Source organism: Staphylococcus sp. GDY8P196P (genome assembly GCF_017891705.1).
Lineage (GTDB): Bacteria > Bacillota > Bacilli > Staphylococcales > Staphylococcaceae > Staphylococcus > Staphylococcus ureilyticus.
On record NZ_JAESJS010000010.1, the window covers coordinates 118,589 to 135,657 of the forward strand.

14 protein-coding genes and 1 riboswitch are annotated in these 17,069 nt (G+C 31.8%); of the genes, 4 read left to right on the top strand and 10 right to left on the bottom strand.

The annotated features are described in order from the left end of the window. Position 1 precedes the first annotated feature (1 nt). Both leuS and KA814_RS07420 read right to left on the bottom strand, forming a co-directional pair. Positions 2 to 2,416, bottom strand: a complete 2,415-nt coding sequence (gene leuS, locus KA814_RS07415; RefSeq protein WP_064208817.1) for a leucine--tRNA ligase — start codon at positions 2,414 to 2,416, stop codon at positions 2 to 4. 449 nt (positions 2,417 to 2,865) lie between these two features. After that, positions 2,866 to 4,035 (bottom strand): MDR family MFS transporter, encoded by a 1,170-nt coding sequence (locus tag KA814_RS07420; RefSeq protein WP_046208338.1) that lies wholly within the window; start codon positions 4,033 to 4,035, stop codon positions 2,866 to 2,868. Between the two features lie 109 nt (positions 4,036 to 4,144). Between KA814_RS07420 and mnmL the strand changes: the two genes are divergently transcribed. Together mnmL and mnmM are read left to right on the top strand one after the other, a co-directional pair. Then, complete coding sequence (gene mnmL / locus KA814_RS07425) at positions 4,145 to 5,098, top strand: tRNA modification radical SAM protein MnmL/YtqA (RefSeq protein ID WP_064208816.1); 954 nt, start codon at positions 4,145 to 4,147, stop codon at positions 5,096 to 5,098. After that, a complete protein-coding gene (gene mnmM, locus KA814_RS07430; protein ID WP_046208336.1) occupies positions 5,095 to 5,655 on the top strand; it encodes a tRNA 5-(aminomethyl)-2-thiouridylate-methyltransferase MnmM in 561 nt (186 codons plus the stop codon). Before mnmL ends, mnmM begins: the two co-directional genes overlap by 4 nt. A 122-nt stretch (positions 5,656 to 5,777) precedes the next feature. Here the strand turns inward: mnmM and KA814_RS07435 are convergent, their stop codons facing one another. From KA814_RS07435 to KA814_RS07445, 3 genes are all read right to left on the bottom strand, one after another. Next, positions 5,778 to 6,179, bottom strand: coding sequence for a transcriptional regulator, SarA/Rot family (locus KA814_RS07435; protein WP_064208815.1), 402 nt, complete (start codon positions 6,177 to 6,179; stop codon positions 5,778 to 5,780). 148 nt (positions 6,180 to 6,327) lie between these two features. Continuing rightward, on the bottom strand, positions 6,328 to 7,284 hold the full coding sequence (locus KA814_RS07440) for an L-lactate dehydrogenase (protein ID WP_064208814.1): 957 nt from the start codon (positions 7,282 to 7,284) through the stop codon (positions 6,328 to 6,330). 291 nt (positions 7,285 to 7,575) lie between these two features. Beyond that, positions 7,576 to 8,400, bottom strand: a complete 825-nt coding sequence (locus tag KA814_RS07445; RefSeq protein ID WP_064208813.1) for an alpha/beta fold hydrolase — start codon at positions 8,398 to 8,400, stop codon at positions 7,576 to 7,578. A 267-nt stretch (positions 8,401 to 8,667) separates the two neighbouring features. Here KA814_RS07445 and KA814_RS07450 point away from each other — a divergent pair, with 267 nt between their 5' ends. Beyond that, on the top strand, positions 8,668 to 9,669 hold the full coding sequence (locus tag KA814_RS07450) for a proline dehydrogenase family protein (protein ID WP_064208812.1): 1,002 nt from the start codon (positions 8,668 to 8,670) through the stop codon (positions 9,667 to 9,669). 482 nt (positions 9,670 to 10,151) lie between these two features. Here KA814_RS07450 and ribH read toward each other — a convergent pair whose 3' ends face one another. The 5 genes from ribH to KA814_RS07475 all read right to left on the bottom strand — a co-directional run bounded on the left by ribH (position 10,152) and on the right by KA814_RS07475 (position 15,655). After that, positions 10,152 to 10,610 (bottom strand): 6,7-dimethyl-8-ribityllumazine synthase, encoded by a 459-nt coding sequence (gene ribH / locus KA814_RS07455; RefSeq protein WP_064208811.1) that lies wholly within the window; start codon positions 10,608 to 10,610, stop codon positions 10,152 to 10,154. An 11-nt stretch (positions 10,611 to 10,621) separates the two neighbouring features. Then, positions 10,622 to 11,800: a bifunctional 3,4-dihydroxy-2-butanone-4-phosphate synthase/GTP cyclohydrolase II gene (locus tag KA814_RS07460; RefSeq protein ID WP_064208810.1), complete on the bottom strand. Its 1,179-nt coding sequence runs from the start codon at positions 11,798 to 11,800 to the stop codon at positions 10,622 to 10,624. A 10-nt stretch (positions 11,801 to 11,810) separates the two neighbouring features. Then, positions 11,811 to 12,443 carry a riboflavin synthase gene (gene ribE / locus KA814_RS07465; RefSeq protein ID WP_046208329.1) on the bottom strand — a complete coding sequence of 211 codons (633 nt, stop codon included), beginning with the start codon at positions 12,441 to 12,443 and terminating at the stop codon, positions 11,811 to 11,813. Positions 12,444 to 12,449: 6 nt separating this feature from the next. After that, positions 12,450 to 13,493: a bifunctional diaminohydroxyphosphoribosylaminopyrimidine deaminase/5-amino-6-(5-phosphoribosylamino)uracil reductase RibD gene (ribD, locus tag KA814_RS07470; RefSeq protein WP_046208328.1), complete on the bottom strand. Its 1,044-nt coding sequence runs from the start codon at positions 13,491 to 13,493 to the stop codon at positions 12,450 to 12,452. 158 nt (positions 13,494 to 13,651) lie between these two features. Further along, a riboswitch (FMN riboswitch) is annotated at positions 13,652 to 13,785 on the bottom strand. A gap of 394 nt (positions 13,786 to 14,179) precedes the next feature. Then, positions 14,180 to 15,655 carry an FAD/NAD(P)-binding protein gene (locus KA814_RS07475; RefSeq protein WP_064208808.1) on the bottom strand — a complete coding sequence of 492 codons (1,476 nt, stop codon included), beginning with the start codon at positions 15,653 to 15,655 and terminating at the stop codon, positions 14,180 to 14,182. A gap of 161 nt (positions 15,656 to 15,816) precedes the next feature. On the opposite strand from KA814_RS07475, the gene KA814_RS07480 reads away from it, so the two are divergent. After that, positions 15,817 to 16,746, top strand: a complete 930-nt coding sequence (locus KA814_RS07480) for an osmoprotectant ABC transporter substrate-binding protein (RefSeq protein ID WP_046208326.1) — start codon at positions 15,817 to 15,819, stop codon at positions 16,744 to 16,746. Positions 16,747 to 17,069 lie beyond the last annotated feature (323 nt).

The window sequence follows — 17,069 nt, forward strand, 5'->3', positions numbered from 1 at the left end:
GTTATTTGGCAACAATATTAACAAGTTTTTGAGGCACCGCAATCACTTTTTTAATATCCTTGCCTTCTATTTCAGCTTTGATATTTTCGTTACCTAATGCTACTGTTTCCATTTCTTCTTTTGAAAGATCTTTAGAAACTTTAATTTTGGCACGAACTTTACCATTTACTTGAACGACAATTTCCACTTCATCATCGACTAATAATGTTTCATCATAAGAAGGCCATGGTTGATAAGTAATCGTTTCTTCATGTCCTAAACGCGCCCATAATTCTTCACCTATATGAGGTGCGATTGGCGCTAACATTTTAATAAATCCTTCAATATATGGTTTATAAATCTCATCAACTTTATAGCAATCATTTATAAATACCATTAGCTGACTAATTGCCGTATTGAAATTTAATGTTTCAAAGTCTTCCGAAACTTTTTTCACAGTTTGGTGGTAACTTTTATCTAAAGCTTTATTATTAGTATTGACTACTTTATCTGTGATTAAACCGTCTTCTGTAATTAAAAGTCTCCAAATTCTGTCTAAGAAACGTCTTGAACCGTCTAATCCTTTATCACTCCATGCAATTGCAGCATCTAGTGGACCCATGAACATTTCATATAGACGTAACGTGTCAGCACCATGTGATTTGATTATATCATCTGGATTAATAACATTACCTTTAGATTTGCTCATTTTTTCATTACCTTCACCTAAAATCATGCCTTGGTTAAATAATTTTTGGAATGGTTCTTTGGTAGGCACTACACCTAAATCATACAAGACCTTATGCCAAAATCTAGCGTACAATAAGTGTAACACTGCATGTTCAACTCCACCAATATATAAATCCACAGGCAACCAATGTTTTAACTTTTCAGGATCAGCTAACATCTGTTCATTATCTGGGTCAATAAAGCGTAAATAATACCAACAACTACCTGCCCATTGTGGCATTGTATTTGTTTCACGACGTCCTTTCATCCCAGTTTCTTCATCAATAACATTAACAAATTCATCTATATTAGCTAATGGCGATTCACCTGTACCAGAAGGTTTAATTTCGTCTGTCTCAGGTAAAAGTAAAGGTAATTCATCTTCAGGAACCGTTGTCATCGTACCATCTTCCCAATGTATAACAGGAATAGGTTCGCCCCAATAACGTTGACGACTAAATAACCAATCTCTCAGTTTATAATTGACTTTTCTTGTACCAGCATTGTTTTGTTCTAAAAGTGTAATAGCTTTTTCAATCGCTTCATGATTATATAAACCATTTAATTCTTGTGAATTAATATGAGGCCCATCGCCATCATAAGCTGCTTCAGATAGGTCTCCACCTTCAATTATTGCTTTAATTGGTAAATCAAAAGCTTTTGCAAATTCATAGTCTCTTTGGTCTCCGCTAGGAACTGCCATAACAGCGCCTGTACCATATGAAGATAAAACATAATCAGCAATCCAAATCGGCGTTTTTTCTCCTGATAAAGGATTAAATGCATACGCTCCAGTAAACACACCAGATTTTTCTTTAGCTAATCCAGTACGTTCTAAGTCTGATTTCATTGCCGCTTCTTGTTGATATTTCTCAACACTTTCTTGATGTTCTGATGTAGTAATTTTATTTACGAGTTCATGTTCAGGACTTAACACTAAGAATGTTGCACCATAAATAGTGTCTGGGCGTGTTGTAAACACTTCAATTTGATCATTGAAATTTTCTACATTAAATCTTACAGATGCGCCTTCTGATCGTCCAATCCAATTACGTTGCATGTCTTTTAAAGATTCAGGCCAATCTAAATCATCTAAATCTTCAAGTAATCTGTCTGCATATTCAGTAATTCTAAGTACCCATTGTTTCATTGGTCTTCTATAAACAGGATGTCCGCCACGTTCAGAAACACCATCGATTACTTCTTCATTTGACAATACAGTACCTAACGCAGGACACCAGTTCACTGCTACTTCATCAACATAAGCAAATCCCTTATTATATAATTGAATGAATATCCATTGTGTCCATTTATAATATTCTGGGTCTGTTGTATTAACTTCACGATCCCAATCATAACTAAATCCTAATTCCTTAATTTGTCGTTTAAAAGTTTGGATATTTTGTTTTGTGAATTCACGAGGATCATTACCTGTATCAAGCGCATATTGTTCAGCTGGTAAACCAAAAGCATCCCAACCCATTGGATGTAATACATTATATCCTTGCATTCGTTTGTATCTTGAAATAATATCAGTAGCTGTATAGCCTTCAGGATGGCCTACATGTAGCCCTGCACCTGATGGATAAGGGAACATATCAAGTGCATAAAATTTTTTCTGGCCTAAATTATCTTCAGTTTTGAACGTTTTATAGTTTTCCCAATAATTCTGCCATTTTCTTTCAATTTCATTATGATTGTAATTCACTTCATTTCCTCCTGTTCAATAATAAAAAGACACCTCAAACTATTATATAATAGGGACGATGATTTTCACCGCGGTACCACCCTGTTTCACTAAATGTGCGCTCATTTTAATTAATAGTTAGAGATGTCATTCATTCACTTTAAGTCCTGGTAAGTTCACTTGAGGCTTTACGCTAGGTTCCACCCACCCTAGCTCTCTGTCGAAAAGCTTTCAAATTACTACTCCTATACTCTTCTTATGATATTTGAAAAAGCCCTTTATTTCAAGTATAAAGTTGATTTACAAAACTCGCCTTTATGTTTATATAAAATTATTTAAACTATACATAAAATATTATTAATTCAATAACCATTTCTCGCTGAATCATTAATGCTTATTTTTAATCTCATGTACCATGATTGCTCTGTAACAAAAATAAATGAAATCTACATTTTGGGTTCAATATTATATTAAATATCCTTTGGTAATTTGCGATCATAAAATGTTAAAAATATAAGTGATAAAACTAACAATGAAATCATGCTTAAAAACATGATTTGCATGTTAAACATATCAACAACAACACCACCAATAAGAGGACCAAATGCTTTACCAACTGTAGCTGCAGAATTAACGTAACCTTGGAATGAACCTTCTTTCCCATTTGGTGCAAGTTGATTTGCAATTGTCGGAACTGCTGGCCAAACAAACATTTCACCCAATGTTAATATAACCATACCTACCATAAATACAGAAAATTGTTCAGCAAAACTTGTGACAAAGAAAGAGATAATAAAAATACCTATACCAACATACATTTGATGCTTTAAATTTCCTTTTAATAATCTAATTATTGGAATGATTAATGGTTGTGCAACTAATATCATAATACCGTTGACAGTCCACAATAAACTGTATTGGCCCATAGAGATATTTAGCTCTTGAGTAAATGAAGCAATCGTACTTTCCCATTGAATATAAGCAATCCAACAAATGCTAAACATGACACACAGCAAAGTTAATGCAATGAATTGTGGTCTGTACGCTTTATCTAATAAACTCATAGCATCATTTGATTTAACTTTAATGTCCAATTTAATATTAAATTGGCTAATTGCGACTATGGCAAATGCAATATACATTAATAAATTAGCTATAAATATATAATTAAAACTTAATTCTGCCACAAAGCCACCAGATGCTGCACCAATCGCCACTCCTAAATTTTGAGCTAAATATATCGCATTAAAAGTTTGTCTACCACCTTGCGGCCAAACTGCACCTGCTAACGCATAAATTGCTGGGACAATCATGCCACCTCCAAAGCCTAGACAGACTAACCATACTGCATACCATGGCCATCCGTGGAAAAAATTCAACAATGTTGTACTACTTAAACAGATCACAGTTCCAATCATAATTGTCCGATAACCACCCAATTTATCAAATAGATTACCACCTAATAAATTGCCAATGACCATACCAAATGAATTAATCATTAATACTAACCCAGCCATTGTTAAACTTTTGTCTAATTCTTCATTCATATATATTGTATTTAATGGCCATAAAAAACTTGAGCCTGTGATATTTAATGCCATACCAATCACCAACCACCACACTGATTTTGGCATATTCATAACCATAAGCTCCTTTCTAATTTTAAATTTCTGTTTTTACTCTAAACACTATATCATTAAAATATGTTAAAATCTTTAACTAGAATGAATTTAGAAAGGAAAATGTTATATGGGACAATTCTTCCCTTACGCATTCGAGAATAAACGATATCATACTTGGAATTACCATTTGAAAAATAAATTTGGCCAAAAAATCTTTAAAGTTGCAATTGACGGAGGATTTGATTGCCCAAATAGAGATGGCACAGTTGCACATGGTGGCTGTACGTTTTGTTCTGCAGCAGGAAGTGGGGATTTTGCAGGAGATCGTGTAGACCCGATAGATGTGCAATTCCAACAAATCAAAGATAGAATGCATGAAAAATGGCATGAAGGTCAGTATATTGCTTATTTCCAAGCATTTACTAACACACATGCGCCAGTTGAAGTATTAAGAGAAAAGTACGAAACTGCATTAAAAGAACCTGGAGTTGTAGGATTATCTATTGGAACACGCCCTGACTGCTTACCGGATGATGTTGTCGAATACTTAGCTGAATTGAACGAACGTACCTATTTATGGGTTGAATTAGGTCTACAGACAGTACATCAAAAAACATCAGATTTGATTAATCGTGCACATGATATGAAAACGTATTACGAAGGTGTAGCTAAGCTACGTAAACATAACATAAACGTGTGTACACATATCATTAACGGTCTTCCTGAAGAAGACTATGACATGATGATAGAAACAGCTAAAGAAGTAGCACAAATGGATGTCCAAGGCATTAAAATACACTTGTTACACCTACTTAAAGGTACACCAATGGTAAAACAATACGAAAAAGGCATGCTCGAATTCATGTCTCAAGACGATTATACAAATTTAGTTTGTGATCAACTAGAAATTTTACCAAAAGAAATGATTGTCCATCGAATTACTGGTGATGGTCCGATTGACTTAATGGTTGGCCCTATGTGGAGTGTCAACAAATGGGAAGTATTAAACGAAATTGATGATGAATTAGCACGCAGAAATTCTTATCAAGGAAAATACTATGAATCGACGATTAAATCATGAAACTAGAACGGATTTTACCATTTTCTAAAACGCTATTACGACAACATATCAACAAAGACAGCATTGTGATTGATGCCACTTGTGGTAATGGTCATGACACTGAATTTTTAGCACAACAAGTTCCAAATGGTAAAGTGTATGCTTTTGATATTCAAGAGGTTGCAATTCAAAATACGAGCAACAAGACAAACGCATTTAAAAATGTACACTTAATTCAAGATAGTCATGCTAAAGTAAAGCAATATATACAAAGTAATGAAATTGGACAAATTGATGCAGCCATTTTTAATTTAGGCTATTTACCTAAAGGCGACAAATCAATTGTGACAATCCCCAGCAGTACTTTAACAGCTATAGATGAAATATTTGATATATTGGCAACAGAAGGCATAATTGTACTAGTAATATATCACGGACATGATGAGGGTAAAATTGAACGTGATGCATTATTAAATTATCTTCAACATTTTGATCAAAACAAAGCACACATATTACAATATCAATTTATTAATCAAAAAAATAATGCACCATTTCTATGTGCAATTGAAAAAAGATAAAGTATATTAAAAATAAAAATGCATCTCCACATAAATGGAGATGCATTTTTACTTTAGTATAGATATTGATTACCTAATACTATATTGGGTCTAACTTCTCATTTTGTAACTATAATTATTCCCTATAATTTTAAGATAGATTTAAGACTAGATTGTATAGTAGATGATTTTTCACTTATTTCTGCTTTAAAACAATTTAAAAGTTCTTCCCTTTGACCTTTTAAATCCTCATTGAAATGTATAATTACCGTACGTTCATCGTTCACAGGTCTTTCTTTAATAATCCACGCTTTCTCAACTAAATCATTATACGTTCTTGTACGTTTATAAGATTTTATTTTAACATAATTATCCATTTCTTTAAGCGTCATTGATCCTTCTTCCCAAAGTGTTAAAAGAATTAAAATTTCTTCTTTTGACATTTTATATTGTTTCTGTACTTTTTCAAAAATTTCTTCAATATCTTTAAGTACATATTCCAATCTAAGGACACTATCTACCATATCAGCAATTGTCTTCCCCATAGAAATATCCCCCAATCATAATATAAAGTTAAACATGTAAAATTAATTTACCAAAAATTCATTCAATGCAAAATTTATTCATATCGGAATAAATTTTGATATTTTCAATAAAATTAATCTTATATACAGTTTAAAATTAAATTATGAATTATGCAATTAGTTGTTTGATTTTATTTTGCATATCTTTCAAAATTATGGCAGAATTTTCAAACTTTTCACTTTCTTCACTATTTAATTGCGTCTCATATACTTTAACTGCACCATTTCTATTAATTAATGTAGGCACTCCAATATAAACATCATCTTGTTTATATTCACCTTCTAAATAACTAGAAACTGGCAAGACTACATTTTGATTTTTTAAAATTGCTTGTGTAATACGTACCAATCCCATTGCTATGCCATAATAAGTTGCCCCTTTTGATTGGATAATCTCATAAGCAGCATCTCTTGTGTTGGTAAATATTTCATCTATTCTATGTTGTTTATCAGGGTTATCATTTAATAAATTGTATAATGGTTGACCAGCAATATTAGCTTGTGACCATATCGCTAATTCAGAATCACCATGTTCACCAATAATTTGTGCATCCACACTCCAAGGGGACACACCAAATTCTTGTGCTAGTTCAAATTTAAATCGTGCTGTATCTAGTATTGTACCTGATCCAATCACTTGAGCTTTCGGTAATCCTGAAACTTTTTGTGTTACATAGGATAATACATCCACTGGATTTGTTGCTATAAGGAAAATGCCATTAAATCCTGTGCTCATAATTTTAGTGACAATATCTTTAAATATTTTTGTATTTTTTTCTACTAAATCTAATCTCGTTTCGCCTGGCTTTTGTGCAGCTCCTGCAGTAATGACAATTAAGTCAGCATTACTACAATCTTCATAACTACCAGCTTTTACTTTTACTGGTGAATCACCGTATGGAGCACTATGATTTAAATCTGCAACATCGCCTTTAACTTTTGCTTCATCTAAATCTATTATTACTAATTCATCAGCTAAACCTTGTGCAACTACTGCGAAAGCATAACTTGATCCAACTGCTCCATCACCTATTAAAACTACTTTATTCCCTTTTTCAATTTTCATGCTAAGTCGCTCCTTTTAATTCAAAGTAAATATTACTAAAGATTAATGTGATTTTTTTCACAATATAAATATAACAATTATTATTTTAAAAATCAATGTTTATTGTGATTTTTTTCACATTATTTTTTATAAATAAAAGAGTGTCAATAAAATCAACGACAGATTAAATTTATTCACTCTTTTTATCAATGATTGTTAAGTCATAATTGTATCAATTAGATGGTTGTTTAGACTTATTAAGCATTTTATAAAATGATACTCAAGATCCGATTCCATCATTTATTATATAAATTATGAAAGTTCATTTTCATCATGTACAATAAAACCAATATTACTAGCGCTATTATTAAGAAATGCTAGAACATAGCGCATTACGTCATCTCTTTCAGGTTCATTATGTATTTCATGATTCAACCCAGGCCAAGCTTTAAAATATAACTCTTCTGTAGTAATTTTTTCTTTAATTAAACTCATAGTAGAAATATCAGCCACTTTATCTTCTAGTCCATACATTAATAATAAAGGAAGTGGTTTAATATCTTTTAAATGTGTAACAGTTTCTTTCATGATTTCAATGATTTGTTTATACCAATGATACGTAACTTTCTGAAGCATGAGTTGGTCCGCTTTTGCCTCTTCAATAACCTCCTCATTACGTGTTAAATCTTCAATTGTAATACCTATTTTAAATCTTGTATCTTTAGTTAATTTTCCTACATTCGACACAATTTTATCTTTTCTAGTTTTTTTATTTTTCTTGAATTCTAATAATGGAGAAATCAACATTAGCCCCTCAATAGGCACTTCCACTTTTTCAAGTAAATTTAAAATGATAAGCCCACCAAGGCCTACACCTAAAAAATAAGTCGGAAGTTTATACTCATTAGCTATTCTAATCCATTCAAGCACATGTTCATGGTATACTTCGAAGTTTGCTATTTGTCCTTTATTAGCACGTGTAGTTTGACCTTGTCCAGGCAAATCACCCATGATTACATGGTAGCCATTTCTACGAAGCATTGTTATAACATATGCATATCTACCTGTATGTTCGAGCATGTTATGGGCGATTACAATGACACCCTTTGCCTCGTTTTCTGTTTCCCATTTCCACATATTCCATACTTCCCCTTCTACAATAATTTCAATAACTACATTGTATCAAAATATGATGTACTTTTTCCATTTTTAACGCATAAATCATACTGTTATGTGTGCCTATAACTTTATGATTATAACTCATAGCTAAAGCGTGAGACAATGTTATCGTGTAGTATATAATATTTAGTGTAATAAATTTTATTGTAAACGATTTCATTACTATTAGATTCATGCTACACTATTATTGAAAGAACAGCCATAAGCAGAATGGGAGGAATTAATATGCCAATTGTGAAAAATTTTTTTATAGGATTATCTAACAATCCATTTTTAAATAAAGCAGCTAAGGAAATTGGTCCTATGTTCGGTGCCAAGAAAGTAGTTGCAGGGAACACTATTCCAGAATTAGTGGACACAATTGAACGTTTAAATAACAAAGGGATTACTGTCACAGTAGATTGTCTTGGTGAATTTGTTTTAAATGAAGGTGAGGCAATACAAGCAAAAGACCAAATATTAGAAGTGATGTATGCTATCAACAATCATAATTTAGATGGTCATATGTCTATCAAAATCAGCCAATTAGGTTCTGAGTTTGACATTGATCTTGCTTATCGTAATTTACGTGAAATATTACTTAAAGCTAACGATTTTGGTAATATGCATATTAATATAGACACTGAAAAATATGATAGCTTATTTGATATTACACAAGTTTTAGACCGATTAAAAGGCGAATTTAAAAATGTAGGAACTGTTATACAAGGATATTTATATAAAGCAGATGCACTCGTCGATAAATACCCAGAATTACGATTACGTATGGTCAAAGGTGCATATAAAGAAAATGAAAACATCGCCTATCAAACTAAAGAAGAAATTGACGATAATTACATACGCTTAATTAAAAAGCGACTGTTAAATGCGAAAAATGTCACTTCTATTGCTACACATGATGATGCTATCATCACACATATTAAACAGTTTATTAAAGACAATAATATTGAAAAAGATAACTATGAATTTCAGATGTTGTATGGTTTCCGCTCAGAATTGGCAGAATCACTAGCGCGCGAAGGCAATCATTTCTGTATCTATGTTCCATACGGTGATGATTGGTTTAGTTACTTTATGAGAAGATTAGCAGAACGACCTCAAAATTTAAATCTAATGTTTTTAGAAATTATGAAACCCGAAGTGTTGAAAAAAATTGGAGTAGTCGCTGGAGCTCTGTCAACTATTGGAGCTTTAAGTGCATGGCTATACAAAAAAATTAAAAAATAAAAATTTTATGATTAAAGTGTATGTAATTTAAACCTTTTCAAAACATTGTTAGAATAATCAAATGTAATATCATATTTATGAATAAGTGAATGATTACGGATTATGCAAACGATATTTATAGTCCAAGTATGACGAGCAAAAACAAAAATTTAAAACTAAAAGGGACTGGGACATAAATCCCCTTTCTCAAAATAATTTTGTTTGAAACATATAGTTCTTGGACAAATATGACGTATTTTAGCAAGTCTCTCGAGGGATAGGACTAGCTGAAGACTACAGGCTAAAGCTGTCCCCAAAGAAAGCGAGCCAACAATATGAAGTATTGAATAAAAAGACGCACTCAGATGAATTGAATTAAATCATCTGAGTGCTATTTTTGGGGATTTATATGCCTGACTCTTGTTTTGAGCATAGGAAATGATATCTAGAGTTCTGACCTAATTTTTATTTTTAAATAACATTACTAATTATTACTTGAATCATTAAATTTCTCTCAATAAATTCGCCATTTCTATAGCACTTACTGCCGCTTCAGACCCTTTGTTTCCTGCTTTTGTACCTGCACGTTCTACAGCTTGTTCAATATTTTCAGTTGTTAAAATTCCAAAGATAACTGGTGTATCTGAAATATCATTCGCTTTTGAAACACCTTTCGCTACTTCATTACATACATAATCATAATGTGACGTTGAACCTCTAATCACACAACCTAAAGTAATTACTGCATCGTAATCACTTTTTTGAGCTAATTTTTTAGCTACTAATGGGATTTCAAAAGCCCCAGGCACATATGCAACATCAATATTTTCTGCAGGCACTTCGTGTCTAACTAAAGTGTCTTTAGCACCATCTAGCAAACGATTCGTAATGAAATCGTTGAATCTACTTACGACAATCGCTACCTTTAAATCTGATCCTATTAATTTACCTTCAAAATTCATGTTTATTCCTCCTATATTAAATGACCCATTTTCTCTTTTTTTGTTTTCATATAAGCTTGGTTATATTGGTTAGATGGTATTACCAATTCAATTCTTTTGGCAATATCAATGCCGTAATTCTCCAAACTTCCAAATTTTTTAGGATTATTACTTAATAAATTCACACGTTTGATACCTAGATATTTTAAAATTTCAGCAGCATATTGGTATTCTCTTAAATCTTCATCAAAACCGAGTGCAATATTTGCTGTAACCGTATCATATCCTTGTTCTATCAATTCATATGCTTTTAATTTATTAATTAAACCGATTCCTCTACCTTCTTGAGGTAAATAAAGGATAACGCCTCCATTTTTATCAATGTATTTCATAGATGCAGCAAGCTGTTCACCACAATCACATCTTTGACTATGAAAAATATCTCCAGTCAAACAAGCAGAATGTATACGTACATTCTCTGTTTCGTTAATATTACCACTTGTGATTGCTACAATTTCTTCACCATTATTTGTTGTAAAACCATACATATCGAAATTACCATATTCAGTAGGCAACTTTATTTTAGCTTTTGCTGCAACAGACGAAACAGATTGCTTTCTATATTTTTCCAAATCTTCGATAGATATCATTACCAAATTGTGCTTATTTTTAAATGCTTCTAAATCATCACCTTTTGCCATTGAACCATCGTCATTCATAATTTCACAAATCAGCGCTGCCGGTTTTGCGCCAGTTAATTTAGCTAAATCTACAGAGGCTTCAGTATGACCACGTCTAGCCAATACACCATTCTCTTGAGCAACTAATGGAAATAAATGGCCTGGTTTATTAAAATCTTCTGCTGTTGTACTATTATCGATTAATGCTTTTGCAGTGAGCATTCTTTCATCAGCACTGATACCAGTTGTAGTGTTAATATGATCAATACTAACTGTAAATTGAGTGCCATATACATCTGAATTATGATTGACCATTGAATGAAGTTCTAAATCTTCAGCTATTTTTTTACTAATCGGTGCACAAATTAATCCTCTTCCATATTTAGCCATAAAATTAACAGTATTATCATACATCCATTCAGTAACCGCTACTAAATCTCCTTCATTTTCTCTATTTTCATCGTCTACTACAATGATACTTTTACCTTTTTTTAGTGATTCAAGTGCTAAATCTATACTGTCCAATTGCATTTTACCCCTCCTAGAATCCAAAAGCGCTTAGTTTTTCTAAACTTAAACCTTTTTCACTTTTACCAACTATTTTTTCTACATATTTAAACAACATGTCTGTTTCAATATGTACTAGGTCACCAACACGTTTTTGATTTAAGATAGTTGATCTTCTTGTTTCTGGTATAAGATGAATATCAAATTCTGTATCTCGTAATTGAAATACTGTCAAACTAACGCCATCTACGGTGATTGAACCTTGTTGTACCATTTGATCGATCACAGAAGTAGATGGTTTAATAGTTACAATTTTAGAATTATCTGAGTTTTGTATTCTAGTAATTCTAGCTACTTCATCAGTGTGGCCAAGTACAAAATGACCTCCAAATCTTCCTGAACCGCTCATTGCTCGCTCTAAATTCACCTCAGCGGATTGATTTAATTGATTCAAATAGGTTTTATTCTCAGTACCTTTGATTACTTGGACTGAAAATGACCGTTCATCAAATTGTATAACAGTTAAACATACACCGTTTACACTAATAGAATCACCAATATGCATGTCAGATAAAATTGTTCTACAATCAATTGTTAAATTAACAACCGCTTGTTGTGTTGTAACTTTTTTTATAGTTCCTATTTCTTCGACAATACCAGTAAACATAATTATTCACTTCTTTCGCAATTCTAATTTAATATTTTGCTCAAGCATTTTGGAATTTACAATTTCAAATTGAGGAACGTCTGATAAATTAAAGACATTTTCTGTTTTGAAAAATTGATTGTCACCAGAACCACCTATTATTTTCGGGGCGTAATATAAGATGAGTTCATTTGTAAAGTTAGATTGGAGAAATTCTGAAGTAATCGTGGGACCTGCTTCAACCAAAACACGTCCAATCCCGTTTTGATATAACTGCTTTAAAATATTTTCAATCGTACAATTTGAACAATACATTATTTCTATATTTTTATTTTGATTTTTTAAATTTTTATTTTCTGTGAAAATCCATATTGGCGTCGTCGGTTGTTGAAAAATGTCTAAAGTAAAATCGACTTGTCCAGATTTTGAAAGTATCACACGTATAGGTTGTTTACCTTGTTCAATCCTAGTAGTATATTGTGGATTATCTGCGTTTAACGTACCAGTCCCGGTGATTACTGCATCATGTTTATGTCTGAGCATAAATACATCTTGTTTAACAGTTTTGTTGGTAATCCATTTACTTTCACCACTATCAGTAGCTTGTTTACCATCTAAACTGCAAGATACTTTTACAGTAACTTCAGGAACGCCTTGTCGCTTAGTAATAAAAAAGTCTTTGTATAATGCTTCAGCATCTGGCTTATGATGAAACTCGACTTTCACTCCAGCATTTTGTAAAATTTCATCACCTTTAGACGATAAGGTTGTGTCTTTAACAGCATAAACAACTTTTGAAATACCAAATTCAATAATTTTGTTTACGCATGGTGGCGTTGAACCATAATGTGAACAAGGTTCTAAAGATATATAAATTGTCGCTCCATTTGCTGCTGCTTTTGCCATATCTAAAGCTTGTACTTCGGCATGTTTGTCACCTTTTCGTAAATGTGCACCAATACCGACGATTCTACCTTGATTTACCACAACTGCACCCACAGGAGGATTTACACCAGTTTGGCCATCTACCATCTGCGCCAACTGAATTGCATAATTTAAATATTGACTCATATAATCACCTCTTAATAATAAAAAAACACCTGAAACTCATTTCAGGTGTGGGATGTATTTAGATATAACATAATTTACTTAAATTTGGATACACTTCTCCAATTTTTAGAAAAATGTACGTTAAATAAACACTTGTATAAGTGCCTTTTTGTTATACTTCATTCTTTCTCCCATCCAGACTTTACTGTCGGCTCTAGAATTTCACTAGATCAGCCACATTTGCCAAAACAAATGCAGGTCGCAGGCTTAATTTACTGCCGGTTGGGAATTTCACCCTGCCCCGAAAGAATATTTATGAAATTGTAATTGATGATTGAGTCAAAGTAACTTTTGAAAGCTACATCGTTATCGTACTATATATTTCGACAAAAAACAATTCATATTATCTAAGTCGGCTTTATATCAGTAACAACTTGCTTATATTATTGACTTTACAATGCTTATAAGTTGGTTTACAAATCCATTCATCAAAAATTTACATCTTAAAATATTTTCATAAATGATTAAACGCTTTACTTATTTAATATTTTTATAATTCAAACCAAAAACGAACGAACATCTAGCAAAAATTACTCTTTCGCTTTCCTCAAAATGAAACCGGATTTAAATTCATTCGGAAACATAATTCATATTTAACTGATTCATCTAAATTGGATAAACATTCGTTTGTATACTACACTACAAAATCAATCATGCTTAGCATTCAACAAATTCTCTACCACACTTACAGCTTGTTTTACTATCATCATAACGCCGTTACGTGATTGATTAATTCCATTTGTAACTTGACCTAAAGCAAACATGTTTTTTAAGGTACCATAACGTGGACTTATAATTTGATTTGTTTCTGGAATGATTTGAATACCACCTAGTGGGTGTGCTTGGACTACTTGCCTATTTTCCAGATTGAGAATCAATTGATCATCTTGGTCTAATTCTGATAAATGTGATTTTGAACCAGTAGCATTAATGACAATATCAAATTTATCAATTGCTTTAAAATCATCCTCATATTTAAAACAAAATTGATGCCCGTCATATTTAACGTCTTCCAACCCTTTTTTGATTTCAATTTGCCCTTTTTCGATATGATCGATAATTAATTTTGCGGTACGAGGAGGCATTGGGTTCGAATTTTCTTTTAATATAGATTGGTATTTTTCTAAGAATATCTTCTGATCCTCTCTACTGAAACTGTTCCAAATCCAATTTAAATTTTCTTTTGTTAATTCTAAGATACTTTGAAATTTCCCTAGCGCTTCGGCATGTTGTAAATCATAGGTTAAATCCAAAATCGGGTCGCCTTGCCTTCTGTGTACTAATGCTTCTATTGGAATATCATAATATTCACAGTCCTTTTTAAATAATGCCAATGCCTCGTCCAAAGGTACGTTTCCAAAATATTCTTTTTTGATTTCATTAAATTTTTCTGGAGTAAGATATTTAAATTGAATTTCTGGCATATTTCCCCTAACACTGGGTAAATGACCTTTACGACTCGTCACTGTAATAGGTAAATTAGGATGATGTGCCGTTACAAATCGAATGACATCTAAACTTGCTAGTCCAGTGCCAATAATGGCGATTCTATCAGTACTATCAACTTCATTTAATGTGTCATAAGTTGGATAAGGTGTTTTTATGTAACCTGGTGTTCCTTTTAATTGATATGGGTCATGATAGGACATCGTGCCAATTGTTAAAAATACAATATCATAACGTCGGCGTTTCTCTAAATTTTCAGATGTGCAGACAACATATTCAACCTGCGTATCACCAATATTAGATTTTATATACACTTCTAATACTGCTTCTTTAATCATATGAATATTACTATATTGATTATGATAAGTTTCCAAATAATCTTTCATATAGTGTCCAAAAATAAATCTGGGTAGATACTCTGGATTAGAAAATTTAAATATAGATTGATGTTGATACCATTCGTAAAATTCTCGCTCATTATTCAAATTTAAAGACATTTGTTTTGCAGGTAAATTGATTAATAATTGGTCGCTGTCATTTTGAAAAGGTACACCTTGACCCATGTTTTTAGGGTTATCATAAACGTCTACTTCCATTTGTTCGAATTCATTATATTTAACTAATTCTTTTAACAAACTAACACCTGCGGTACCCATACCAATGATAGCTATACGCATTTCACTCATCCTTACTTTATTTAATTTATACTTAGTATATCAAGTATTTAATTGATATTACATATTAATGGACTATGCCACCATTATACAAAATTAATATATATGTTAATATAAAAATGTTGTATCAAAAAAGATTTCTAAAACATATAAGGAGTTAAAACATGAAATTTTTTAAAAGAATAATTTATTTATTGATTGTTAGTTCAATTTTATTAGCAAGTTGTGACTTACCTGGTTTAGGCGGCGGTCAATCTAAAAACTCAGTTAAAATTTCTGCTTTAGCTACGAGTGAATCTCAAATCATGGCTTATATGCTTAAAGATTTAATAGAACATGATACAAAAGGAAAGATTACTGGATCGATTATTAACAACTTAGGTTCAGCTACAATACAGCATAATGCATTACTTCGCGGAGATGCCGACATATCAAGTACACGCTACACTGGTACTGATTTGGTTGGGGCTTTAGAACAACAACCTATTACAAATACTCAAAAAGCAATGTCAGTAACTCAAAAATTATTCAATCAAAAATTTGATCAAACGTTTTTCGACTCTTATGGATTTGAAAATACGTTTGCTTTTATGGTTACTAAAGAAACCGCAAAAAAATATGATTTACATACCGTTTCAGATTTAAAAAAAGTAAAAGATAAAGTAAGAGTTGGTACAGATACGACATGGATCAAGAGAGGTGGCGATGGTTATGCACCATTCCGTGCACATTATGGTTTTGGTTTCAATGATTTAAAACCTATGCAAATTGGACTAGTTTACGACGCGTTAAAAAATAATAAACTCGATGTTGCACTTGGTTATACAACAGATGGAAGAATTGCAGCGTATGATTTAGTTGTACTTAAGGATGATAAAAATTTTTTCCCGCCATATGATGCTAGCGCGGTCGCTCCAAATGAATTATTACAAAAGCATCCACAAATTAAAAAATCTATTAATAAATTAGATGATAAAATTAGTACTGAACAAATGCAAAAGTTAAACTATGAAGCAGATGGTGAAGGTAAAGAACCAGCAATTGTAGCCAAAAGATTTTTAGAAAAACACAATTATTTCGAAGATGAAAATTAAATTTCAAGTGCAATTCTATATTTAATGTTATGTGATATTAATCGATTAGTGTTACTATAGCTACATAGTAAGGAAGTGATTTAATGAAATTCATTATAAAAGTGATAATATCAACGATTATGCTTTTTATATTATTTGGACAGAAAAATAAAGCTAAATAATATTTACTACGTTAACATCTCTCGTTCATCTTGATAATTAATTCACAGTTTACGGAATTCGATTACCTATGTCTATAAAATATAAATTACTAACTAATGTAAATATCAAAAATCAATCATTTATGTATTCAAAAAGGACTAATCCATTTTTCCTACGGATTA